This is a genomic window from Rhizobium sp. IY2 (genome assembly GCF_047532935.1).
Taxonomy (GTDB): domain Bacteria; phylum Pseudomonadota; class Alphaproteobacteria; order Rhizobiales; family Rhizobiaceae; genus Rhizobium; species Rhizobium anhuiense.
On the sequence record NZ_JBLKNU010000001.1, the window covers coordinates 1,126,766 to 1,148,830 of the forward strand.

Here is a 22,065-nt window from a genome sequence, read left to right on the forward strand (position 1 = left end):
AGATCTGGATTTCGCAGCCGGTTTTATTTTGCGCAGAAGCCTGCGGCGGTCAGTTTCGCGCTTGCAAAGCGAGGCGGCAGGCGAGCCCGGTAAAAACAGTCGCCAGCATATATTGCGGCATCTTCGGAAAGCGGCTGAGCGAGGCCAGCCGCGTGCGAATTTGGCTTCCGAGAATAATGACGGCTCCATTGACGACGAGGCCGATGCCGTTCAGCACGGTCGCAAGCACCAGCACCAGCACCAGCACCAGCACCAGCACCAGCATCTGCATCGTGATCGAGCCGCTTTGCGCAGTCACGAATTGCGGAAAGAGGGCCATGACGAAGAGGGCCATTTTCGGATTCAGCAGATTGGTGGCGAGACCTGCAAAGAAGATGCGTCTGCCCGAAAGCCGTCTCAATGTCGATGCTGGCGCAAAGGCGGTGACTTCCGAGCGGATTGTCTTATAGGCCAAATAGAGAAGATAGCAGCAGCCGGCCCAGCGCACTGCTTCATAGATAGCGGGCACCGTCACGAAGAGCTGAGAGAGCCCGAAAGCGGCGGCAAGGGCGTGGCAATAGGTGCCGAGCGCGATGCCGGCATAGGTCAGAAATCCGGCGGCGCGTCCCTGGCTGACACTGCGCGAGGCGATCAGCAGCATGTCGGGACCGGGCGTGGCTGTCAGCACCAGCGCTGCGGCGGCAAAAATCATCAATGTTGAAAAATCCGGCATCAGTCATTCCTTTTGGGTTCGAGCCGGACTTCCGCCCTATGCCGGATTCGTCGAAAGCGCAAGTCAGCAGGATTTGTCAAATCGGGTTATGTTCTTCTTTGGCCGATCGATTTGCACGAGGTTTGACATGAACGGCGAAACGGCATGGGCACTTTATGAAAACCGTCTGCGACGGGTTTCGGCCTATATTCACGACCATTTGGACGAGGAGCTGGATATGGAGCGCCTTGCCGAAATCGCCTGCATGTCGAGCTATCACTGGCACAGGATCTACCGGGCGATTTACGGCGAGACGCTGGCGGCAACCGTCAAGCGGCTCAGGCTGCATCATGCGGCAGGCGAGATCGTCCGCACGGAACTTGCCGTCAGTGAAATAGCGAAGCGATCAGGCTATCCCAATCTCCAATCCTTCAATCGCATCTTCAAGTCGGTCTACGGCATGCCGCCGGCCCGCTACCGGAAAGAGGGAAGCCACACAGCCTATGAGCCCTCACCCAACGGAAAGACCAAAGCGATGTTAGACGTTACCATACGCGAGATCGGGCCGATCGAGCTGATCGGCGTTGCCCATACCGGTTCCTACATGCAGATCGACAAGGCCTTCGAGACGCTGTTCGGCACGCTTTATGCCCGCGGCCTCGCCAAGCCCGAGATGCGGATGATCGGCGTCTATCTCGATGATCCCGATATCGTGCCGTTGGAAAAGCTGCGTTCGATCGCCTGCGTCACCGGCGCTGCCGACGTGCCGGCCGATGCGCCGTTCGAGCGGCGCACGATCGACGGCGGCGATTATGCCGTGCTGCGCCACAAGGGCCCCTATGCCAATATGCCCAAGTCCTATCAATGGCTCTTTGCCGAATGGCTGCCGAAGTCCGGCCGGCAACTGAAGGACAGGCTCATGTTCGAGGAATATCTCAACAATCCGCGCGAGGTGCCGCCGACCGAGCTTCTGACGGACATTCACATGCCGCTTGTCTGACGGCGGATATCTCCGGAGCGGCGGTCGGGCCGCCACTCCAGGTTTTACAGATTAAGCCGCCTGCATCGTCTTGCCGGCTTCGTCGTCCAGCGCATTCGCGCGCTTGTAGGCCTCACGCCCGCTGATGCGGCCGAAATAATCGACGAAGGCCTGGCGCTTCTCGATACTGCCGAAACCGAGGCCCCAGCCGATATGCGAGCCGACATAGACGTCGGCGGCGGTGAAGCGTTCGCCGGCGACGTAGGTCGAGCCGGAGACCGCCATTTCGAGCGTATTCATGACGTCGCCGAAACCGCCGCAGCCGGCCATACGTAGGCGATCCTTCGGAATTTCGAAGCCGAGCCCCTTCATCGTTACCGCCGATTCGAGCGGACCGGCGGCAAAGAACATCCAGCGGTAATAGCGGGCGCGCTCCTCCGGCGTCGGCGCCAGCGCCTTTTCGGGGAAGGTGTCGGCGAGATAGGCGCAGATCGCCGCGCATTCGGTGACGATGGTATCGCCGTGACGGATCGCCGGCACCTTGCCCATCGGATTGACCGCGAGATATTCGGGCGCCTTCATGGTTTCGCCGAAGGTCAGCAGTTCGGTGCGATAGGGCTGGCCGATCTCCTCCAGCATCCAGCGCGCGATGCGGCCGCGCGACATCGGGTTCGTGTAGAATACCAGTTCTTCCGTCATGAGATCCTCCTCGTGCTGCCGTAATTCTGCGGTCTTGCCGTTCCCCGGAATCAATAGTGCGGCGAGGCCTTTGTGCAACCCCAGCCGCTTAAAGCGCCTTTCGGTACTGGATGAAACCCGAGCGCTCGGCGATCCTGTCATAGAGCCGCCGCGCCGTTGCATTGGTTTCATGCGTCATCCAATAGAGCCGGCCTGCGCCGTTTTTGCGGGCGAGGTCGGCGACGGCGTCGATCAGTGCGGCGCCGGTGCCGAGCCCGCGTTGGGTGTTTTCGACATAGAGATCCTGCAGATAGCAGGTCCATTGCGGCAGCCAGCAGGAGCGGTGAAAGATGGCATGGACGATGCCGACGAGACGGCCATCTTCATCAAAGGCGCCGAGCGCGTGCATCGGTTCGTCAGGATCGTGGAAGCGAGCCCAGGTGAGATCGGTGGTTTCGGGCGGAATGACCACCTCATAGAAGCGCTGATAGGCTTCCCATAAGGGTTCCCATGCGGCGCGGTCGGCGGGTTCAAGCGGTCGCAGGATGGCCGTCATCGGTTCATTCCCCAATTGAAAACGGCGGGGAAATCCCCGCCGTTTCGATCTTATCTCGGAAAGGCCGGCTTACGCCATGGCCTTCTGGAGGTTCTGGTCGATCTTGTCGAGGAAGGCGGTGGTGGACAGCCACGGCTGGTCGGGGCCGATCAAGAGCGCCAGATCCTTGGTCATGAAACCGGATTCGACGGTATCGACGCAGACCTTTTCGAGCGTTGCGGCAAAGCGGGCAAGCTCGGCATTGTCGTCGAGCTTGGCGCGATGCGCCAGGCCACGGGTCCAGGCAAAGATCGAGGCGATCGAGTTCGTCGAGGTTTCCTGGCCCTTCTGGTGCTGGCGATAGTGGCGGGTGACGGTGCCGTGAGCGGCTTCGGCTTCGACCGTCTTGCCATCGGGGGTCAGCAGCACCGAGGTCATCAGGCCGAGCGAACCGAAGCCCTGGGCGACGGTGTCGGACTGGACGTCGCCGTCATAGTTCTTGCAGGCCCAGACGTAGCCACCGGACCACTTCAGCGCCGAGGCGACCATGTCGTCGATCAGGCGGTGTTCGTAGGTGATGCCGGCTTCCTTGAACTGATCCTTGAACTCGGTCTCGAAGACTTCCTCGAAGATGTCCTTGAAGCGGCCGTCATAGGCCTTGAGAATGGTGTTCTTGGTGGAGAGATAGACCGGCCACTTGCGCATCAGCCCGTACATCATCGAGGCGCGGGCGAATTCGCGGATCGATTCGTCGAGATTGTACATGGCCATGGCGACGCCGGCGCCCGGTGCGTTGAACACTTCCTTCTCGATGACGGTGCCGTCCTCGCCGACGAACTTGATCGTCAGCTTGCCCTTGCCGGGGAATTTGAAGTCGGTGGCGCGGTACTGGTCGCCGAAAGCGTGGCGGCCGACGACGATCGGCTGCGTCCAGCCGGGAACCAGGCGCGGCACGTTGCGGCAAATGATCGGCTCGCGGAAGATGACGCCGCCGAGGATGTTGCGGATCGTGCCGTTCGGGCTCTTCCACATTTCCTTGAGGTTGAATTCCTTGACGCGGGCTTCATCCGGCGTGATCGTCGCGCACTTGATGCCGACGCCGTACTTCTTGATGGCATTGGCGGCATCGACGGTCACCTGGTCATTGGTGGCGTCGCGGTTTTCGACGGACAGGTCGAAATAGTCGATGTCGAGATCGAGATACGGATGGATCAGCTTGTCCTTGATGAGCTGCCAGATGATGCGCGTCATTTCATCGCCGTCGAGATCGGCGACGGGATTGGCGACCTTGATCTTGTTCATGTATCTGCCTCGTTCGAGCTTGAAGGGGGACGGGGTCCCGGGTGGGTGACGTGATGAGGAGCGCTATAGCATTGTGAACCGGGAACGCAAAGCTGCAACGGGTTCTGCAATGCGTTTTTGCTGCATTGCCAAGTGCCGGAATTCGGCTAGTGTCCGCCTTGATTTGCCGCCCCTCGGATATTCGACCATGAAGACAATCGCCGTTGTTATCGCAAGCCTTATCGCCTTTTCCGGCATCGGCCATGCCGCCGATGTCACCGCCCCCGTGAAGGAGATCATGGACGCGACCAAGAGCAACTGGGCGGACAATAACAGCGACTGGACCGACATCTTCGACGCAAGCCGGCTCGACCATCTTTACAGCCGCGATTTCGTCGCGAGATACCAGGCGGCGGCGCAATTTCCCGCGGTCGACGACGACGGCATATCGCCGTTCGACTACGACGTCATCGTCAACGGCCAGGATGCCTGCCCGCTGCAGGATCTGACGATGGCGGCAGCACCTGTGGTCAACGGGACGGCCGAGGTGACTGTGCGCTTCCAGAAATCCGCCTGCTCCGATGCGCCCGATGCCAAGGACTATACGACCGTTCGTTTCGAAGTGGTCGAAGAAGACGGCAAGCCAGTGATCGACGATATCGTCACCGAGAATATCGAAACGCAGGCCCGTGATTCCCTGAAGGCGACGATGGCGCTGATTGCCAAGGGCCAATAGACGCGCCACATTCGATCGATGCCGAAGGATTCGAGCCCGGCGAATGTTCCGATCGTTGCCGTGGTTTGATTTCCGCTCTTGCGGCGGTATCTGTCGATCCTTCTGCGGCATGAGGGGCTTTGCATTTGTTTTCCGGTTTTCAGTTCCGCGACTGGCTGCTTGCCAATGATCCGGCGCTTTCGCGCCTGCGCATGGCCTCGCGGGTAACGCTGACGATCATCTTCTCATTTTTAATCCTTCTCGCCATCCATATGTTCATCCTGCCGTTGCCGACGGCGGCTTTCGGCCTCGGCATCGTGCTGTCGATCGAGGGTGGGGTGGCCGTTCGCGACAAGGGCAATACGCGCCAGCTGGTGACGCGGCTCTTCGGTTGCGTCGCAAGCCTTGGCGTCGTCGCCATCGCGGCGGGCCTCGAGCATCGCCGTTTATTCTCCGACCTCGTCTTCCTGGTGGTGATCGCGCTCGCATCGGCCGGGCGGGTGTTCGGGCCGCGCGGTTTTGCGATCGGCATGTTCGCCTTCACCTCCTATTTCATGGGCGCCTATTTCCGGCCTCCGCTGGCCGAGCTGCCTGATGTGGCGATCGGCCCCGTCGTCTCCGTGCTCGTCGGCCATCTGGTGAGAGCCGTATTGTTGCCGGACGACTGGCGGCGCGACCTGCTCCGCTCGCTCGAAAGTGTGCGCGGCCGGATCAACCAGATCCTCTTCAAGCTCGCCGCCCTCGCCGTCGGCGCCGAGATCGGTGAAGCCGACCGGCAGGAACTGCGCCAGCTGGAAGACCGGCTGAAGGAAGTGGTGCTGATGGCCGAAACCTTCATCCCGCGCCCGTCCGGCGGCGTTTTCGATGCCACCGCCGATCCGGCCGCAGAATTGGCGATCCGGCTCTTCGATGCGCATCTGGCCGCCGAGAGCGCAATCGTGCTGAGTTTCCAGAGCCCGCCGCCTTTTGCGCTCATCCATGCCGTAATCGAGGCCGATAGCACGGAACTTGCAAGATTTGCGGAGATGGCCGAAGCCATCAAGGACCAGCCGCAAGGCGAAACCGTGCGGGCGCTGCTCTGGCTCGGCGAGGCGCGGCAGCAGTTGACACAGGCGATCGGCGAGGGGCAGACCTCGGGATTCTCCGGCATCGACGCCGTCAAGGATACTGTGCTGCCTGAGAAGATCGACTTTTCCTTTGCCAATCCCCTGCTTCGCTCGGCGCTGCAGATCACGCTCGCCTCAGCGCTTGCCATGGCTTTTGGCCTGGCTCTCTCGCGCGAGCGCTGGTTCTGGGCGGTGCTTGCCGCCTTCCTCGTTTTCACCAACACCAATTCGCGCGGCGATACGGCGATGAAAGCGCTGTCGCGTTCGCTCGGCACCGTGTTCGGGATCGCCATCGGGCTTGTGCTGGCGACGCTGATTTCGGGCGAGCCTGATATCGCCATTCCGATCGCCGCCGTCTGCATCTTTCTCGCCTTCTATTTCCTGCAGGTTTCCTATGCGACGATGACCTTCTTCATCTCGATCGTGCTCTGCCTGGTCTACGGCATGACCGGCGTGCTGACGCTCGATCTGTTGAAGCTGCGCATCGGCGAAACCATGATCGGGGCGGCGGCCGGAACGGCGGTCGCCTTCATCGTCTTCCCCACGCGCACGCGCGGGGCGCTCGATGCCGCACTTGCCCGCTGGTTCCAGGCGTTGCGCGAGCTGCTTGGCGCGATCGGCGAGGGCAAGAGCGGTTTCGACCTGATCCGGTTGTCGCAGAAGATCGATGGCTGCTACCGCGACGTGACGGTGGCGGCGCGGCCGCTCGGCTCGTCCTGGTCGGTGGTGACGCGGCCGGGCCAGATCCGCCAGACGCTGGCGATCTTCCTCTCCTGCACCTATTGGGCGCGTATCCTGGCGAAGAGTTATGACGCGCCGGCCGCTGACGACAATCTGAAGACGCTGATTGCGGCGGATCTGGCGCTGATCGACAATGCGGCCCGGCGCGGCTCGAGCTGTTTCCTCATCAAGCGCAAGGCGTCGCGGACAACTGGCCGGCACCTGCCGCTGTCGCGCGAGGGCGCGAAACTTGGGCTCGAAATGATCGGTTCGGCGCTGGAAAGGCTCTATCCCGCTGCAGACGTCTTGCCGTTTGCAGCGGGCGAGGCTATTGCGCGCTCGAAACAGGGATAGGACCATGGCAGGTACGAACAGCGAGCGTCAACTTCTGGCCGAAGGCCCGGCCATCATTCTGGTCGAGCCGCAGATGGGCGAGAATATCGGCATGGTGGCGCGCGCCATGGCGAATTTCGGCCTTGCCGAACTGCGCCTGGTCAATCCACGCGATGGCTGGCCGAACGAAAAGGCGCTGGCGACCGCTTCCAAAGCCGATCACGTGATCGAGGCGACCAAGGTCTACGACACGCTGGAGCAGGCGGTTGCCGATCTTAATTTTGTCTATGCGACGACGGCGCGCGAGCGCGACGGCTACAAGCCGGTGCGCTCGCCCGTCATCGCCGCCGAGACACTGCGGGCGAGGTTCCGCGCCGGCGAGGGCACCGGCATCCTCTTCGGGCGCGAGCGCTGGGGGCTGACCAACGAGGAGGTGGCGCTTGCCGACGAAATCGTCACCTTTCCCGTCAATCCCGCCTTTGCCTCGCTGAACATTGCCCAGGCCGTGCTGCTGATGTCCTATGAATGGATGAAATCCGGCATGGAGGATCTCGGCGCCGTGCCGTTCCAGGCGATGGGGCAGACGCCTTCGACCAAGGAACAGCTTTTCGGCCTGTTCGACCAGTTGGAAGAGGCGCTCGATGCCCGCGGTTATTTCCATCCTGCCGGGAAAAAGCCGAAAATGGTCGACAATCTGCGCGCTGTCTTATCCCGCCGGGCTTTCACGGAGCAGGAAATCAGCGTGTTGCGCGGCGTCATCTCCTCCCTCGACCGCTTCTCGCGCAAGAGCCCGCGCGGAGGTCGGTTCCCGCCAGCGGCCAAGGAAACACCGCCCGATGACAGCGACGACGCGTGAGCTGAAACCTATTCTTCTCTTCGATTCCGGCATCGGCGGGCTGACCGTCTTGCGCGAGGCGCGCGTGCTGATGCCGGAACGCGGCTTCATCTATGTCGCCGACGATGCCGGCTTTCCCTATGGCGGCTGGGAGGAGCAGGCGCTGAAGGAGCGGATCATCGGACTTTTCGGCAAACTGTTGGCGGATCACGATCCCGAAGTCTGCATCATCGCCTGCAACACAGCCTTCACGCTTGTTGGTGCCGATCTGCGCGCCGCCTTTCCGCAGATGACCTTCGTCGGCACCGTGCCGGCAATCAAGCCGGCGGCGGAGCGCACGCGGTCGGGCCTGGTCTCGGTGCTCGCCACTCCCGGCACCGTGAAGCGAGCCTATACGCGCGACCTCATCCAGTCCTTCGCCCAGCAATGCCACGTCCGCCTCGTCGGCTCGGAGAACCTTGCGCGCATGGCGGAGGCTTATATTCGTGGTGACGCCGTCTCCGACGAGGCCGTGCTTGGCGAAATCGACCAATGCTTCGTCGAGAAGGACGGTCGGAAAACCGATATCGTCGTGCTCGCCTGCACACATTATCCTTTCATGGCCAATCTCTTCCGCCGGCTTGCGCCCTGGCCGGTCGACTGGCTCGACCCCGCCGAGGCGATCGCGCGCCGCGCCCGCACGCTGGTGCCGCTGGTCGCCGATGCCGTACACCCGGACAATTTCGACTTCGCGGTCTTCACCTCCGGCCAACAGGATTTCGCCACGCGGCGGCTGATGCAGGGCTTCGGCTTGCGGGCGTAGCGTGGCGACGGAATGTAGGATCGCGGCGATGGATCCTCTTCTCGGGTGAGCCGGGAATTGTCCTGTGGGTTGGCGAAATCCGGTCCTGAAAGATAGCGCATTCTTTGATAGACGGGGCGATGCCGTTTCGGAAGAATGGCGCTTCGTTCATGTGAGTCTCTTCGCCGCGAGGATCAGCATTGCAGGTTGGCATCGATATGGGATTGGCGTCCGGCAGCCCGGCGACGCTCGATATCGAGGAGCTGCTGGCGACCCGTCTGCTCGTGCAGGGCAATTCCGGATCGGGCAAGTCGCATCTGCTGCGCCGCCTGCTCGAGCAATCGGCGCAATGGGTGCAGCAGGTCATCATCGATCCTGAAGGTGATTTCGTCACGCTCAGCGACAGGTTCGGCCATGTCGTCGTCGACGGTGAACGGACCGAGGCGGAATTGGCGGGCATTGCCAACCGTATCCGTCAGCATCGCGTTTCCTGTGTGCTGACGCTCGAAGGCCTCGATATCGAGCAGCAGATGCGCGCTGCCGCCGCTTTCCTCAATGGCATGTTCGATGCCGATCGCGAATATTGGTATCCGGTTCTCGTCGTCGTCGATGAGGCGCAGATGTTTGCGCCGTCGGTCGGCGGCGATGTCTCGGAAGATGCGCGCAAGATGTCACTTGGCGCGATGACTAACCTGATGTGCCGCGGACGCAAGCGTGGTCTTGCCGGCGTGATCGCGACGCAGCGGCTGGCCAAGCTCGCCAAGAACGTCGCCGCCGAGGCCTCGAACTTCCTGATGGGCCGCACCTTCCTCGATATCGACATGGCGCGCGCCGCCGACCTGCTCGGGATGGATCGGCGCCAGGCCGAGATGTTCCGCGACCTGAAGCGTGGCAATTTCGTCGCTCTCGGACCGGCGCTGTCGCGCCGGCCGCTGCCGATCCAGATCGGAGCGGTGGAGACTTCGGCGCGCTCGTCCAGCCCGAAGCTGATGCCGCTGCCGGATGCGCCTCAGGATGTCGAGGACCTGATCTTCACGCCCGATCCGGAAGAATTCCAGCGCCCGCCCATGCGCCGCGCTGCGCCGGCGCCGCGGCCGACGACCGACATTCTCGCCGAACTCTCGCGCTCGACGCCGGCAGCCTCGGCCGCACCTGCCGAGGCGAGGGCGAGCCAGGTGGAGGTCTCGGCCGAGGAGCGGGAGGAGCGCCTTGCCGGAGTGCTTGCCGAAATCCTCGACGATCCCACCTCCGGTTTCCGCACCGATTCGGTGCTTTACCAGGATTTTCTCGTGCGGCTGCGCATGCGCCGTGTGCCGGGACCACCGATCGCCCTGCCGGATTTCCGCCGGCGCGTGGCGATCTCGCGCTCGGGCGTTGATGCGGAAACGGCCGCGAGCGATGCCTGGGCAACGGCGCTGTCGCTGTCGTCAGGCGTCACCGACGATCTGCAGGGTGTCTTCCTGATGCTCGCCAAGGCCGCCGTCTGCGGCGAACCGTGCCCGTCGGACGCCCGGATCGCCCGCGCCTACGGCACCCATTCCGCCCGCCGCGCCCGCCGCCTGCTTGGCTATTTCGAGGAGCAGGGCATCGTCGTCGTGCACACGGATTTCTCTGGCAAGCGCATCGTCGCCTTTCCGGATATGAACTGCCAGACCGCACCTGGCGACGCCAACGCGCCTGATACAGGCGGCGACCAGCCGTTGGCGGCAGAATAGTGGCGCGTTCAGGCTGTGCCGCTGTTGACATTTTCATGACGGCCCTCTAAAGACCGCCGCAAGCACCGGGCAGCAATGCCCGGTGTTTCATTTGACATGTCCCGTGGATCGTTTCTGTTCGCTAACCGAAACATCCTGTCAGATCTCGGCAGAGATCAGAGGAGGGCGTGTTTCCTTCGTGCGGTTTGGTAACAAATCGTCATAAACCTTTGAAAGGAAATACGATGAGCAAGCGCGAATCGTCCAAGTACAAAATTGACCGCCGTATGGGCGAAAATATCTGGGGCCGTCCGAAGTCCCCGGTGAACCGCCGCGAATACGGCCCGGGCCAGCACGGCCAGCGCCGCAAGGGCAAGCTTTCGGACTTCGGTGTGCAGCTGCGCGCCAAGCAGAAGCTCAAGGGCTACTACGGCGACCTGCGCGAAAAGCAGTTCCGCGCGATCTTCGCCGAAGCTGACCGCCGCAAGGGCGACACCTCTGAAAACCTGATCGGCCTGTTGGAATCGCGTCTGGACGCCATCGTCTATCGCGCCAAGTTCGTTCCGACGGTCTTTGCTGCCCGTCAGTTCGTCAACCATGGCCACGTCACCGTCAACGGCGTTCGCGTCAACATCGGTTCCTACCGTTGCAAGGCCGGCGACGTCATCGAAGTTCGCGAAAAATCGAAGCAGCTGGTGACCGTTCTGGAAGCCGTCAGCCTCGCAGAGCGCGACGTTCCTGACTATATCGAAGTCGATCACAACAAGATGGTCGCAACCTTCGGCCGCGTTCCGACGCTCAGCGACGTTCCGTTCCCGGTCGTCATGGAACCGCACCTGGTCGTCGAATTCTATTCGCGTTAATGCCTTCGTCTCGCAGTCGAAACCGATTGCGGGACAACAGCATGCGCCGATATATGGAAAGCCGCTCTTTCGAGCGGCTTTTTTGCGATCTGGAGAGAAGCGATGGCAGATTTGCAGGCGACCCTCGATAGCATCTACGCCGATATCCAGCCGCGGATCGGCGAGGGCAAGGTCGCGGACTATATTCCCGAGCTCGCCAAGGTCGATCCGAAGCAGTTCGGCATGGCGATCGTCACTGTCGACGGTAAGGTTTACCGTGTCGGCGATGCCGATACTGCCTTTTCGATCCAGAGCATATCGAAGGTGTTCATGCTGACGCTGGCGCTCGGCAAGGTCGGCGAGGGGCTGTGGAAGCGGGTTGGGCGCGAACCCTCCGGATCGGCTTTCAACTCGATCGTCCAGCTCGAGCACGAGAGCGGCATCCCGCGCAATCCCTTCATCAATGCCGGCGCGATTGCCGTCAGCGACGTCGTCATGGCCGGTCATGCGCCGCGCGAGGCAATCGGCGAGCTGCTGCGCTTCGTGCGTTATCTCGCCGATGACGAGTCGATCACCATCGACGACAAGGTGGCTCGTTCGGAGACGCAGACGGGCTACCGCAATTTCGCGCTCGCCAACTTCATGCGCGCCTATCGCAATCTCGACCATCCCGTCGACCACGTGCTCGGCGTTTATTTCCATCAATGCGCGCTGTCGATGACTTGTGAGCAGCTCGCCCGCGCCGGGCTGTTCCTGGCGGCGCGCGGCAGCAATCCGACGACCGGCCATTCGGTGGTCTCGCCGAAGCGGGCGCGGCGCATCAATGCGCTGATGCTGACCTGCGGACATTACGACGGCTCTGGTGATTTCGCCTATCATGTCGGCCTGCCCGGCAAGAGCGGCGTCGGCGGCGGCATCTTCGCGGTGGCGCCCGGTATCGCCTCGATCGCGGTGTGGTCGCCGGGGCTGAACAAGGTCGGTAATTCGCAGCTCGGCGCCGCGGCGCTGGAAATGCTTGCAGCCCGCACCGGCTGGTCGGTTTTCGGCGATTGATGCTGTGTTGCCAGGCGGCTTTCTGCTAGAGCAAGTGTGGAATTTTTGTGGGACGAAGCAATGAATATCGCAGCCAATATCGCTGATGATTTGGAAACCGGCGAGGCCGACACCAGCGGCCATGCGCTGTTTGCCGATGCGCCGCGTTCCGTCTCCTTCAACAAGCTGCGCAAGCGGCTGCTGCGGCAGGTGCGCCAGGCCTTCGACGATTTCGACATGTTGAAGGGCCAGAAGCGCTGGCTGGTCGGTCTTTCCGGCGGCAAGGATTCCTACGGGCTGCTGGCCTTGCTGCTCGATCTCAAATGGCGCGGCCTGCTGCCGGTGGAACTCATCGCCTGCAATCTCGACCAGGGACAGCCGAATTTCCCGAAGCACGTGCTGCCGGATTATCTGAAAAAGATCGGCGTCCAGCACCGGATCGAGTATCGCGATACCTATTCGATCGTGAAGGAGAAGGTGCCGGAAGGCGCCACCTACTGCTCACTCTGTTCGCGGCTGCGGCGCGGCAATCTCTACCGTGTCGCGCGGGAGGAGGGCTGCGATGCATTGGTGCTCGGTCACCACCGCGAAGACATTCTCGAAACCTTCTTCATGAATTTCTTCCATGGCGGGCGGCTCGCCTCGATGCCGGCCAAGCTTCTGAACGACGAGGGAGACCTGATGGTGCTCCGGCCGCTTGCCTATGCTGCCGAGGAAGACCTCGCGAAATTCGCTGTCGCGATGCAGTTTCCGATCATCCCCTGCGATCTCTGCGGCTCGCAGGACGGGCTGCAGCGCAATGCGATGAAGGATATGCTCTCCGATATCGAACGGCGCATGCCGGGACGCAAGGACACGATGCTGCGGGCGCTTTCGCATGTGAACCCTTCACATCTGCTCGATCCGAAACTCTTCGACTTTTCCACCCTTGCTGTCACCGACCCGTCATGAATGACCGGCTAAGCAGGCGGCTCATGTATGACGGACAGGATTTCGCATGACTATTTCTGACAAGGACATTCTCTTTCTCGGTGATTGCATCCGGGAGGCGGCGCGTGCCGATATCATGCCGCGTTTCCGCAATCTCGGCGATGCCGATGTTTCGGAAAAGACTTCGGCAATCGATCTGGTGACACAGGCGGATCTACTTGCCGAACACAGGATCACCGCGGCGCTAAGGGAGCGCTTTCCTCAAGCCCTCATCGTTGGCGAAGAGGCTTATGATGCCGATCGATCCGTCGTGCCGGCCCTTGCCGATGCCGAGCTTGCCTTCGTCATCGACCCTGTCGACGGGACGTTCAATTTTGCCGCCGGGCTTCCCGTCTTCGGGACGATGCTGGCGGTGACGGTCAGGGGCGAAACGGTCGCCGGCATCATTCACGATCCCGTTCTCGGCGACACCGTGACGGCGATCAAGGGTGCCGGCACGTTGCTGACGCGCCGGGACGGGCAGTCGACAAAGCTGAAGGTGGCCGAGCCTGCTAGCCTGAACCAGATGGTCGGCGGCCTCTCATGGGGCCACATGGACGACCCGGATCGCGCGCGCATCTGCGCCAACATGGCGAAGATCCGGATGACCTTCTCCTTCAATTGCTCGGCCTACGAATATTGGATGGTCGCTTCCGGCAAAATGCACTTCATCGGCCATGCGAAGCTGATGCCCTGGGACCACCTGGCCGGCGTGCTCGCGCATCAGGAGGCCGGCGGCTATACGGCGAAATTCGACGGCACACCCTATCGCCCCGGCGAGACGACGGGCGGCATCATCTCCGCACCCGATCGGGAAAGCTGGCAGCTGATCCGACGTGAGATCGTCGGCATTTGATGTGGGGCCCTTCCCGAAAGGCCGGACCGAAAGGATTTGACATGACTTCGACCGTTGACGTGACCGTTCTTGCCGATCTGCTGCGCCGCGCGGCGAAGGCGGAGATCCTGCCGCGCTTCCGCCGGCTCGGCCAGGGCGACGTGCGCGCGAAGAGCGAGGCGACCGATCTCGTCACCGAGGCGGATGAACAGGCCGAGCGGATGATCAAGGCGGAAGCTCAGCGGCTCTGGCCGAGTGCGCTGTTCCTCGGCGAGGAATCGGTCGCGGCCGCGCCTGATTTGCTCTACGGGCTCGAAGATGCCGGTCTCGCGATCGTCGTCGATCCGGTCGACGGTACGTTCAACTTCGCCTCCGGTATTCCGGCTTTCGGCGTCATGGCCTCTGTCGTCTCGGCCGGCGAGACGGTTGCCGGTATCATCTACGATCCGATGGGCGACGACTGGGTGATGGCGGAAAAGGGCGGCGGCGCCTGGCTGCGCCGGCCGGACGGCGAAGCGCAGCGGCTCGCGGTTGCAGAGCCGGTTGCGCTCGACCAGATGGTCGGCATGGCCTCGACCGGCTACCTGCCGCAGGAGAAGCGGGCGGAGATTCTCGGCAATCTGGCCAAGGTGCGTTTCCTCACCAATTACCGCTGCGCGGCCCAAGAATACCGCACCTTTGCCGGCGGCCATGTGCATTACCTGATGTACAACAAGCTGATGCCCTGGGATCATCTTGCCGGCACGCTGATCTCGCAGGAGGCCGGTGCCTATGCGGCGCGCTTCGACGGCTCGCCCTACCAGCCGCATCACCTCGACGGCGGTCTGCTGATTGCGCCCGACAAGGCCTCGTGGAACGTGCTACGGCGTGAGGTTTTCACGGTCTGAAAAGCGGTCCGACTGCCGCCTGTTATCCGTAGAACTTTTCCATGAGAAAGTTTTCCAGGCTTTGCCCACGTTTCTCGACGATTTGCTTCGTTATGACGCGGAAGCCTTTTCGCGCAAAAAACGGCCGGGCAGTTCGGCTGGCTTCGGTATAAATTCGGCTGAACCCCAGTTTCAGAGCTTCGTCCTCGATCCTACTCAACAGCCGGCTTGCTATTCCAAGCCCTTGAAATTCGGGATGCACAAACATCATGTCCAGGCACCCGTCGCCGGTCAGGTCGGAAAACCCAACAGGCTGTCCGTCAAATTCTGCGATCCAGGCAGGCCTGCTTATCCTTCGCTCTGCCCATAGTCCGCGATCTTCCACCTTTGCCCAAGCCTGGATCTGTGCGGGTGAGTAGTCTTTCGACGAGACCTCTCGAATCGCACGCAGAAAAATTTCAATCGTCGCGTCCACGTCGCCGGGCGCGTAAGACCTGATCAGAATTCGGTCGTCCATAGAGGATGCCCTTCGCGCACTGCCGCACCAATCCGATGGCTTGAACCATCAATCAAATGACTACTGCTATCCCGTTATAGGGCAGCGAGAATGTACTCCCACGCCAGTCGTCCCAATTTGGCGTCGGCTGTCTCACTTCCACCGTGAGCACGCAGCGATGATCGGGGAGTCGTTTCACCCGGCAGCAAAATGCGATGGCCCGCATCTTCTCCCAACACAAGCTGGGTGAGTAGGCCCGAAGATGCGCGCCGGCGAACAATTGCTGCGGCAAATTCGTCTGACGGCCAAAGCGCATCATCGCCTCCTGCCACAAGCAGAATTTCGGCAGTTGTTTTCTCCAAAGGGATAGTTGCTAGTTCGATCTCAGACTCGTGCACTTGAAGACATCGTTCGAACAGGCCCCGGTAGGCAACGAGCCCGTCTCGGTATTCCTGCACCCATTCAGGGTCGGACGATACAAAGGGAAGCGGTGTCCCTCGCAACGTCCAGGATGAGCGTTCCGGCCAGCTGATGCCGTCAAGCCCCGGACCAATATTTCCCCATACGACCGAAGAAGGGCTCATTGCGATGACGGCGCTGATGCGTGGATCATGTACCGCCGTGAGCAGCGCGGCTTCGGCGCCTTTCGATGTCCCCACCAAGACGATACGTCTGCAGCCGAGCTCCATCAAATAATCGGTGGCGGCGAAGAAGATTTCCAGCGGCACCTCGCAAATACCTGGCACCTGGCCTTCGCCGCCGAACCACCGAAGCGCGATTACCGTTGCCCCTTGGCTGGCAAACAACCTGGCACGGGCCACATCGACCCGACCACTGGAGCCGCCGAGTACCACAACGCCAGTGGCGGTATTTGTTTTGGCTTGAAATATCCCACCCTGCAATGGCGGGGGGAGATGTTGATATTCTACATCCAAAACTGAGCTCCTTGTTCCAAGGGCATCCAGATTTAGGAACGTGCCGAGTTTGTTATTTAAATGCAATGCCGCCGGGACCGAACCACCCAGCAGCTCGCACTTCAAAAGTGGGCCGCACCCGGATCGAGCTGCGGGCTGTCGCCGGGGTGGGTGAAGAGCTTGCCGTTCTCCGCCCAAAGGGTGGCTGCGATCGTCACCGCGCCGAAGAGCGCGAAGCCGCCGAAGAGCGGCTGCACCGTGCCGTTGAACATCTGACCGACCAGGCCGCCGAGGATGGCGCCGAAGGTCGTCGAGACGAAACCGGTGATGGCGGTGGCCGTGCCCGCGAGATTGCCCATCGGCTCGAGGCTGATGGCGGTGAAATTAGTGGCGATCAGGGCAAACATCATCAGCACGATGGTGAAGATGCCGTAGGCGATGGCGAAATCCGGCTTGCCGGCCAGCGAATAGAAGAAGCCGACAGCCGACAGTGCCGTGAAAATCAGCAGGGCGGCGTGCGAGATGCGGCGCATGCCGAATTTGCGCACGAAGAAGCCGTTGGCGAAATTGGCGACGGCGATGCCGCCTGCGGTGGCCGCAAAGGCGATCGGCAACCAGTCGCCAAGGCCATAGACTTCACCGAAGACCTGCTGCACCGAGATCACATAGGCGCTGATGACGCCGGTGAACATGGTGAGGCCGATCATGTAGCCGCAGGTGATACGGTTCGTGAGCACGGTCTTGAAGCCATCCCCGACAGAGGCAACCGACAGCGGCAGCCGCTCTTCCGGCGGCAGCGATTCCTTCAACCGCAGAAGAGCCCAGACGAACAGGATGGCGGCGATGATGCCGAGCAGGATGAAGATCCAGTGCCAGTTGGCATAGAGGATGATGAGCTGGCCGACGGAAGGCGCAACGATCGGCACGATCATGAAGACGATCATGACATAAGACATGACGCGCGCCATTTCGCGGCCGCCGAAGCAGTCGCGGACGATGGCCATGGTGGTGATGCGCACGGCCGCACCGCCGATGCCCTGGACGAAACGCATGACGAGCAGCATTTCGAAACTGCCGGTCGCTGCGGCGGCAAACATTCCGACAATATAGCAGGCCAGGCCGCCGAGCAGGATGTTGCGGCGGCCGAACGTATCCGAAAGGCTGCCGAAGAATATCTGTGAGACGCCGAAGCCTAAGAAGAACACGCCGATGATCAGCTGCGCGTCGTTGGTATTGGTGACGCCGAGGGAATGGCCGATATTGGGCAATGCCGGCAGCATGCTGTCGATCGCCATGGCGACGCTGGCGGTCATGATGGCGATGGTGACGACGAATTCGCCAAAGCCCATGCCGATGCGGCGAGAGCCTTGGTTTTCCTGGTGCGGTTTATGCGGCGGCGTCATGTGGTGAAATCCCGGATGCGAATGAGGCCGGCCGTTCAGACGGCTGGGTTCTGCGATTGGAAGAGGCGGCCCTTCTCGGCGATCAGCACGAAGACCAGGCCGACGATCGACACGGCGAAATAACCGGCGACCATCGGCAGTGCCGTGCCGTCGAAGGCCTGGCCGATGCCGGCGCCGATGATGGCGCCGCCGACCGTGCTCATGAAGCCGAGGACGGAGGAGGCGGTGCCGGCGACGTGGCCGAGCGGTTCCATGGCGAGCGAATTGAAGTTCGAGCCGATCCAGCCAAACTGGAACATGGCAAGGCCGAAGAAGGAGATGAACAGGGCAAACGGCATCGGCTCGGTGCTGGCCATCTGGACGATCAGCCAGATGGTGTTGATGGCAATGAAGCCGAGCAGCGAGCCGTGCGACAGGCGGCGCATGCCGAGCTTGCCGACGAAGCGGGAATTGAAGAAGGACGACAAAGACATGAAGATCGCCACGCCGGCGAAGGCGAAGGGAAAATAGACGCCGAGATCGTAGATGCCGACATAGACCTGCTGGGCGGAATTGATGAAGCCGAACAGGGCGCCGAAGATGAAGGTGCTGGCGATGGTGTAGCACAGCGCCACGCGATTGGTCAGCACCAGCTTGAAGGCTCCGAAGATCGAGCGGGCGGTAAAGGGGCGGACATTGCCGGGATGCAGGGTTTCCGGCAGACGGAGATAGGCCCAGACGGCGATAGCAGTCGCCATCGCGGCGATGAACAGGAAGATCAGGTGCCAGTTACCGAAGAACATGACGATCTGACCGGTGCCGGGCGCAATCACTGGCACGATCATGAAAACCATCATGATCAGCGACATGACTTCGGCCATCTGCCGGCCGCCATAGATATCGCGAACGACGGAGACGGTGATGACGCGGGTTGCGGCGGAGCCGACGCCCTGGATGAAACGCAGGGCGAGCAAGCCAGCAAAGGACGGAACGAAGACGATACTGATGGCGGACAGGATATAGATGACGAGGCCGATCAGAAGCGGCGTGCGGCGGCCGAAACGGTCGGAGAGCGGACCGTAAAACAACTGGGCGCAGCCGAAGCCGAGCAGGTAGGTGGAGACGACGAACTGACGATGATTTTCGCTCTCGACGCCGAGGCTCGCGCCGATCTGCTGCAAGGCCGGCAGCATGATATCGATCGCCAGCGAATTGACGGCCATCAGGAAGGCAGCAAGCGCGATGAATTCTCGCTTGCCCATGGGCAGGCGGCCCGCGGACACGGCTTGTGATGAATCTGTCACAATGAAATTCCCATAAACAGGTCAAGGCGCTGCTAGCCGCAGCGCCTCGAACTCAAGAAACAGATTTGGAAACCGGGCGGACGTCCGGTGACCGGTCAGGCGGCGCCGCGCACGGTGATGCCGTTTTCCTGGAGGTGCTGCTGCAGCTCACCAGCCTGGAACATTTCCCGGACGATGTCACAGCCGCCGACGAATTCGCCCTTTATGTAAAGCTGCGGGATTGTCGGCCAGTTGGAGTATTCCTTGATGCCCTGGCGGATTTCCGAATCGGCAAGCACGTTGACGCCCTTGTAGTCGACGCCGATGTAATCGAGAATCTGCACGACCTGCCCGGAGAAACCGCACTGCGGAAACTGCGGCGTGCCCTTCATGAAGAGGACGACGTCGTTGCTCTTGATTTCGTTGTCGATGAATTCGTGAATGCCGCTCATAGGACCTGATCCTTTCAACAGGCGGGTTAAAGGCCCGCCGTTTCAATCGTTGCCTTTAGATAGCATGCGACGGCAGGAATTCCAGCCGCCCGAACCAAAAAAAGACCAATTCGCGCAGGCCGTTGCCGGGTTGTTGCCGTCGCGTTACGGTCGATTGGCGAGATAGGTCTGAATCTGTTCGATTTCGACATCGGTGAAATGGCTGAAATCCCATTGGGAAACCTGTGTCATCACGCCGAGATCGCGGTTGCCGACACCCTTGCCGGTGCGCAGCAGCGTCCTGAAATCGGCAGCCGAATAGGATTGCGCCAGGGGCTTAAGCGCCGGCGCCAGGAAGGCTTCCGACTGCTTTGCCGTATCGAGATTATGACAGTGGCTGCAATCGGTCCTGAAGGCGTATTCGCCGATATCGGCCGGACGCGTCGCGGCAGGGGTGCCCACGGCAGGCACCAGATCGGCCTCGAAGGGGATCTTGTCGAGCGCCAGGCCGATTCGCCCGAGCGGTCCCCATTGAGTCGTTCCGGCCACCGCATCGGGAAGGTACTTCAAACTGCGCATCCACGCAATGATCGCCGCCATATCGTCATCGGTGATATTGGCGAAGTTGCTTGCCGGCATGATGAAGGCGCCGGTACCGTCCTTCTTGACGCCATGGCGGATGAGGCGCACGAGTTCAGCATCGCTGTACATGGGCACGAAGCGGGTCAGGTTCGGCGCGACGATGCGGCCGACGCCCGGTTCGTCGATGAGCACGTTGCCGGCATCGTGATGACAGCCGCCACACATCAGCGTGCGCGCGCGGCGTTCGGCTTCCTCGGCAGGCAGCGTCGTCTTGACGGTGAAATCGGCAACCGCGACGTCGTAGGTCCTGGAAAGGCGCATCTCCGACAGGGCGTAGACGCCGGCAGCCGCGATGAGACAGATCGCGACGACGGCCGCAAGAATGATTTTCAACATGCGCATCATCGGTTTATGCCCTCAAGAGCGCCGCTATTCGTCCGAAGCCGCTCACATTTGATCGTGCCTTAGCTGCGTCGCTGGCGGCTGCGGCCAGCGGCGGTGCGGCGCTTGCTGACCTGTTTGCGGGCGGGCTTAGCCTTGGCCGAGGTCGTCTTGCGCGCAACCTTCGTCGTCGCGGCGGGTCGTGTCTTACGCCTCCTGCGCTTCGTCGCGACGCGGCCGGTGGTCTTTTTCAGGATCTCCTTCAGCACGCTGTCGACGACGCCTGATATCAATTCTTTGACTAGGTCGGCCACAAAACCCCTCCGTTCGTGATGGAAACGACATGGACGCTATTGAATTCCGGAAGAGTTCGGTTAGCAAGACGGCTTCGAGACCATAGCTGCTTTTTTGTCCCTATCAGCGGCGCAGCAGCCGGATCGCAGCAACATGCCGGCCATTCGCCGGCCGGAAGAGTGGAATGAAACTGATCGAGAAGCGGGTCGTCCTGCATTTCACGGGCTTCGAGCCGCTCGACGGCGTTGCCCATAGGGCACGCTACGAGCGTTCGGCCAGGCAGAGTGCCGCCGTTTGGGGCTATTCGCTTGAAACGGGTGCGCCGGAGGCGGGAAGTGATCCCCTCAGTTTCGTGGTCACGACGGGCGGACGGGATGCCGACAAAGCGGCGGCCGGGGAAGGGACCGGTTTCCCCAGCTGGCAGACGAAGAGCCGGATCCACATGGTCGATCACGATACGCTGGTAACCAGGCTGCGCGGGGGCAACACGCTGAGCCAGATTATGGCAGGTTTCCGAAGCTGCGCCGAGATCATGCTCGAAGGCGGGATGCGGGGATATTTTCGCCACGCCTGGCGCTTCGGTCTGTTCTTCCTCTTCCCGTTCCTGCTGACCGCGCTGGCGATCGCGCTGACGGCGCAAATCGCCATCATGCCCTATGGTTTCGGCTTTTCGCCGTGGCACATGCTCTGGAGCGGACCGCTGGCGCTTTGTTTCTTCATCTTCGCCTTCCTGCCGTTTTCCGAACGCTTCCATACGCTGCATCTCTTCGCCGATTGGGTAATGGCCGTGGCGCTCGGCCGCATGGACCGGACAGATTTCAACGACTGGCTGGAAGACCGGGCCGCTGCCGTGCGCGCAGCACTTGACGACGAGGCGGACGAATATGTGATTTCTTCGCACAGCATGGGATCGAGTGTTGCCGCCCATGTCATCGGCATATTGCTGGAACGGGAGCCGGAGATCTTCAAAGGCAAGCGGGTGGTGTTTGCCACACTCGGCAGCGCCATCCTGCAATGTGCGCTGCTATCGTCGGCGACGCAGCTGCGCGCCCGCGTCGGGTTGATCGCGCGCTGTCCTGAGATTTCCTGGCTCGACGTGCAGTGCCTGACGGATTCGATCAATTTCTACAAGGTGCCGGTCGTCGCCGTTTCCGGCCATGCGGATGCACCTCCGGCGAAGATGATCCTGATCCGCGTCAAGCAGATGCTGACGCCCGAGCACTATCGCAAGATCCGCAAGGACCAGCTGCGCGTCCACCGGCAATATGTGCTGGGGCCTGATCTGCAGGCATCCTTCGATTTCACGCTTTTGACATCGGGGCCAATGCCGGCCTCGGTCTTTGCCGATCCCGACGAAAAGAGAATGCCCGGCTGAGGGCCGGGCACCGTTTATCCGGATCGCGTCGGGCT

General features: G+C 61.5%; 23 protein-coding genes. 12 read left to right on the top strand and 11 right to left on the bottom strand.

What is annotated here, in order from left to right:
- Positions 1-49: 49 nt before the first annotated feature.
- Positions 50-712, bottom strand: coding sequence for a LysE family translocator (locus ACMUVN_RS05465; protein WP_414814905.1), 663 nt, complete (start codon positions 710-712; stop codon positions 50-52).
- Between the two features lie 127 nt (positions 713-839).
- Between ACMUVN_RS05465 and ACMUVN_RS05470 the strand changes: the two genes are divergently transcribed.
- A complete protein-coding gene (locus ACMUVN_RS05470; RefSeq protein WP_028758076.1) occupies positions 840-1,691 on the top strand; it encodes an AraC family transcriptional regulator in 852 nt (283 codons plus the stop codon).
- Positions 1,692-1,742: 51 nt separating this feature from the next.
- Here ACMUVN_RS05470 and ACMUVN_RS05475 read toward each other — a convergent pair whose 3' ends face one another.
- The 3 genes from ACMUVN_RS05475 to ACMUVN_RS05485 form a co-directional block, all read right to left on the bottom strand.
- Positions 1,743-2,369, bottom strand: coding sequence for a glutathione S-transferase family protein (locus tag ACMUVN_RS05475; RefSeq protein ID WP_028756196.1), 627 nt, complete (start codon positions 2,367-2,369; stop codon positions 1,743-1,745).
- A gap of 88 nt (positions 2,370-2,457) precedes the next feature.
- Positions 2,458-2,904 (bottom strand): GNAT family N-acetyltransferase, encoded by a 447-nt coding sequence (locus tag ACMUVN_RS05480; protein WP_028758075.1) that lies wholly within the window; start codon positions 2,902-2,904, stop codon positions 2,458-2,460.
- 69 nt (positions 2,905-2,973) lie between these two features.
- Positions 2,974-4,185 (bottom strand): NADP-dependent isocitrate dehydrogenase, encoded by a 1,212-nt coding sequence (locus ACMUVN_RS05485; RefSeq protein ID WP_028756198.1) that lies wholly within the window; start codon positions 4,183-4,185, stop codon positions 2,974-2,976.
- 187 nt (positions 4,186-4,372) lie between these two features.
- Here ACMUVN_RS05485 and ACMUVN_RS05490 point away from each other — a divergent pair, with 187 nt between their 5' ends.
- The 10 genes from ACMUVN_RS05490 (at position 4,373) to ACMUVN_RS05535 (ending at position 14,913) form a co-directional block, all read left to right on the top strand.
- Positions 4,373-4,900: a hypothetical protein gene (locus tag ACMUVN_RS05490; RefSeq protein WP_028756199.1), complete on the top strand. Its 528-nt coding sequence runs from the start codon at positions 4,373-4,375 to the stop codon at positions 4,898-4,900.
- A 119-nt stretch (positions 4,901-5,019) separates the two neighbouring features.
- Positions 5,020-7,059 carry an FUSC family protein gene (locus ACMUVN_RS05495; protein WP_132571918.1) on the top strand — a complete coding sequence of 680 codons (2,040 nt, stop codon included), beginning with the start codon at positions 5,020-5,022 and terminating at the stop codon, positions 7,057-7,059.
- A 4-nt stretch (positions 7,060-7,063) separates the two neighbouring features.
- Positions 7,064-7,894, top strand: a complete 831-nt coding sequence (locus ACMUVN_RS05500) for an RNA methyltransferase (protein WP_028756200.1) — start codon at positions 7,064-7,066, stop codon at positions 7,892-7,894.
- Positions 7,875-8,675: a glutamate racemase gene (murI, locus tag ACMUVN_RS05505; protein ID WP_028756201.1), complete on the top strand. Its 801-nt coding sequence runs from the start codon at positions 7,875-7,877 to the stop codon at positions 8,673-8,675. The genes ACMUVN_RS05500 and murI overlap by 20 nt, the downstream gene beginning before the upstream one ends.
- 179 nt (positions 8,676-8,854) lie before the next feature.
- Positions 8,855-10,369: an ATP-binding protein gene (locus ACMUVN_RS05510; protein ID WP_028756202.1), complete on the top strand. Its 1,515-nt coding sequence runs from the start codon at positions 8,855-8,857 to the stop codon at positions 10,367-10,369.
- A 224-nt stretch (positions 10,370-10,593) separates the two neighbouring features.
- Positions 10,594-11,211, top strand: coding sequence for a 30S ribosomal protein S4 (gene rpsD / locus ACMUVN_RS05515; protein WP_004676212.1), 618 nt, complete (start codon positions 10,594-10,596; stop codon positions 11,209-11,211).
- Positions 11,212-11,313: 102 nt separating this feature from the next.
- On the top strand, positions 11,314-12,243 hold the full coding sequence (locus ACMUVN_RS05520) for a glutaminase (protein WP_028758072.1): 930 nt from the start codon (positions 11,314-11,316) through the stop codon (positions 12,241-12,243).
- 60 nt (positions 12,244-12,303) lie between these two features.
- The gene (gene ttcA / locus ACMUVN_RS05525; RefSeq protein ID WP_132571912.1) at positions 12,304-13,173 is read left to right on the top strand and encodes a tRNA 2-thiocytidine(32) synthetase TtcA; all 870 of its coding nucleotides are present in this window, start codon (positions 12,304-12,306) and stop codon (positions 13,171-13,173) included.
- A 46-nt stretch (positions 13,174-13,219) separates the two neighbouring features.
- Positions 13,220-14,047: an inositol monophosphatase family protein gene (locus ACMUVN_RS05530; RefSeq protein ID WP_132571909.1), complete on the top strand. Its 828-nt coding sequence runs from the start codon at positions 13,220-13,222 to the stop codon at positions 14,045-14,047.
- 41 nt (positions 14,048-14,088) lie between these two features.
- Complete coding sequence (locus tag ACMUVN_RS05535) at positions 14,089-14,913, top strand: inositol monophosphatase family protein (RefSeq protein ID WP_132571906.1); 825 nt, start codon at positions 14,089-14,091, stop codon at positions 14,911-14,913.
- A 22-nt stretch (positions 14,914-14,935) separates the two neighbouring features.
- Here ACMUVN_RS05535 and ACMUVN_RS05540 read toward each other — a convergent pair whose 3' ends face one another.
- The 7 genes from ACMUVN_RS05540 to ACMUVN_RS05570 all read right to left on the bottom strand — a co-directional run bounded on the left by ACMUVN_RS05540 (position 14,936) and on the right by ACMUVN_RS05570 (position 20,675).
- Positions 14,936-15,409: a GNAT family N-acetyltransferase gene (locus ACMUVN_RS05540; RefSeq protein WP_097594367.1), complete on the bottom strand. Its 474-nt coding sequence runs from the start codon at positions 15,407-15,409 to the stop codon at positions 14,936-14,938.
- A 74-nt stretch (positions 15,410-15,483) separates the two neighbouring features.
- The gene (locus ACMUVN_RS05545; protein WP_132571903.1) at positions 15,484-16,323 is read right to left on the bottom strand and encodes an acyl-CoA thioester hydrolase/BAAT C-terminal domain-containing protein; all 840 of its coding nucleotides are present in this window, start codon (positions 16,321-16,323) and stop codon (positions 15,484-15,486) included.
- 101 nt (positions 16,324-16,424) lie between these two features.
- Positions 16,425-17,705, bottom strand: a complete 1,281-nt coding sequence (locus ACMUVN_RS05550) for a multidrug effflux MFS transporter (RefSeq protein WP_028758066.1) — start codon at positions 17,703-17,705, stop codon at positions 16,425-16,427.
- Between the two features lie 35 nt (positions 17,706-17,740).
- The gene (locus ACMUVN_RS05555; RefSeq protein ID WP_132573276.1) at positions 17,741-18,946 is read right to left on the bottom strand and encodes a multidrug effflux MFS transporter; all 1,206 of its coding nucleotides are present in this window, start codon (positions 18,944-18,946) and stop codon (positions 17,741-17,743) included.
- Between the two features lie 137 nt (positions 18,947-19,083).
- Positions 19,084-19,419 carry a Grx4 family monothiol glutaredoxin gene (gene grxD, locus ACMUVN_RS05560; protein WP_003586231.1) on the bottom strand — a complete coding sequence of 112 codons (336 nt, stop codon included), beginning with the start codon at positions 19,417-19,419 and terminating at the stop codon, positions 19,084-19,086.
- A gap of 144 nt (positions 19,420-19,563) precedes the next feature.
- Positions 19,564-20,385, bottom strand: a complete 822-nt coding sequence (locus ACMUVN_RS05565) for a c-type cytochrome (RefSeq protein WP_132571900.1) — start codon at positions 20,383-20,385, stop codon at positions 19,564-19,566.
- Positions 20,386-20,444: 59 nt separating this feature from the next.
- Positions 20,445-20,675 carry a hypothetical protein gene (locus ACMUVN_RS05570; RefSeq protein WP_028758063.1) on the bottom strand — a complete coding sequence of 77 codons (231 nt, stop codon included), beginning with the start codon at positions 20,673-20,675 and terminating at the stop codon, positions 20,445-20,447.
- 164 nt (positions 20,676-20,839) lie between these two features.
- Between ACMUVN_RS05570 and ACMUVN_RS05575 the strand changes: the two genes are divergently transcribed.
- Positions 20,840-22,030, top strand: coding sequence for a hypothetical protein (locus tag ACMUVN_RS05575; RefSeq protein WP_132571897.1), 1,191 nt, complete (start codon positions 20,840-20,842; stop codon positions 22,028-22,030).
- The last annotated feature ends 35 nt before the right edge of the window (positions 22,031-22,065 follow it).

Excerpts from the sequence above, each read along its gene's own strand:
- ACMUVN_RS05485 (WP_028756198.1), bottom strand. The coding sequence starts at position 4,185 with ATGAACAAGATCAAGGTCGCCAATCCCGTCGCCGATCTCGACGGCGAT.
- ACMUVN_RS05540 (WP_097594367.1), bottom strand. The coding sequence starts at position 15,409 with ATGGACGACCGAATTCTGATCAGGTCTTACGCGCCCGGCGACGTGGAC.
- ACMUVN_RS05565 (WP_132571900.1), bottom strand. The coding sequence starts at position 20,385 with ATGATGCGCATGTTGAAAATCATTCTTGCGGCCGTCGTCGCGATCTGT.
- ACMUVN_RS05530 (WP_132571909.1), top strand. The coding sequence starts at position 13,220 with ATGACTATTTCTGACAAGGACATTCTCTTTCTCGGTGATTGCATCCGG.
- ACMUVN_RS05490 (WP_028756199.1), top strand. The coding sequence starts at position 4,373 with ATGAAGACAATCGCCGTTGTTATCGCAAGCCTTATCGCCTTTTCCGGC.
- ACMUVN_RS05500 (WP_028756200.1), top strand. The coding sequence starts at position 7,064 with ATGGCAGGTACGAACAGCGAGCGTCAACTTCTGGCCGAAGGCCCGGCC.
- ACMUVN_RS05475 (WP_028756196.1), bottom strand. The coding sequence starts at position 2,369 with ATGACGGAAGAACTGGTATTCTACACGAACCCGATGTCGCGCGGCCGC.
- murI (WP_028756201.1), top strand. The coding sequence starts at position 7,875 with ATGACAGCGACGACGCGTGAGCTGAAACCTATTCTTCTCTTCGATTCC.
- rpsD (WP_004676212.1), top strand. The coding sequence starts at position 10,594 with ATGAGCAAGCGCGAATCGTCCAAGTACAAAATTGACCGCCGTATGGGC.
- ACMUVN_RS05465 (WP_414814905.1), bottom strand. The coding sequence starts at position 712 with ATGCCGGATTTTTCAACATTGATGATTTTTGCCGCCGCAGCGCTGGTG.
- ACMUVN_RS05520 (WP_028758072.1), top strand. The coding sequence starts at position 11,314 with ATGGCAGATTTGCAGGCGACCCTCGATAGCATCTACGCCGATATCCAG.
- ACMUVN_RS05550 (WP_028758066.1), bottom strand. The coding sequence starts at position 17,705 with ATGACGCCGCCGCATAAACCGCACCAGGAAAACCAAGGCTCTCGCCGC.
- ACMUVN_RS05470 (WP_028758076.1), top strand. The coding sequence starts at position 840 with ATGAACGGCGAAACGGCATGGGCACTTTATGAAAACCGTCTGCGACGG.
- ttcA (WP_132571912.1), top strand. The coding sequence starts at position 12,304 with ATGAATATCGCAGCCAATATCGCTGATGATTTGGAAACCGGCGAGGCC.
- ACMUVN_RS05535 (WP_132571906.1), top strand. The coding sequence starts at position 14,089 with ATGACTTCGACCGTTGACGTGACCGTTCTTGCCGATCTGCTGCGCCGC.
- ACMUVN_RS05575 (WP_132571897.1), top strand. The coding sequence starts at position 20,840 with ATGAAACTGATCGAGAAGCGGGTCGTCCTGCATTTCACGGGCTTCGAG.
- ACMUVN_RS05555 (WP_132573276.1), bottom strand. The coding sequence starts at position 18,946 with ATGGGCAAGCGAGAATTCATCGCGCTTGCTGCCTTCCTGATGGCCGTC.
- ACMUVN_RS05480 (WP_028758075.1), bottom strand. The coding sequence starts at position 2,904 with ATGACGGCCATCCTGCGACCGCTTGAACCCGCCGACCGCGCCGCATGG.
- grxD (WP_003586231.1), bottom strand. The coding sequence starts at position 19,419 with ATGAGCGGCATTCACGAATTCATCGACAACGAAATCAAGAGCAACGAC.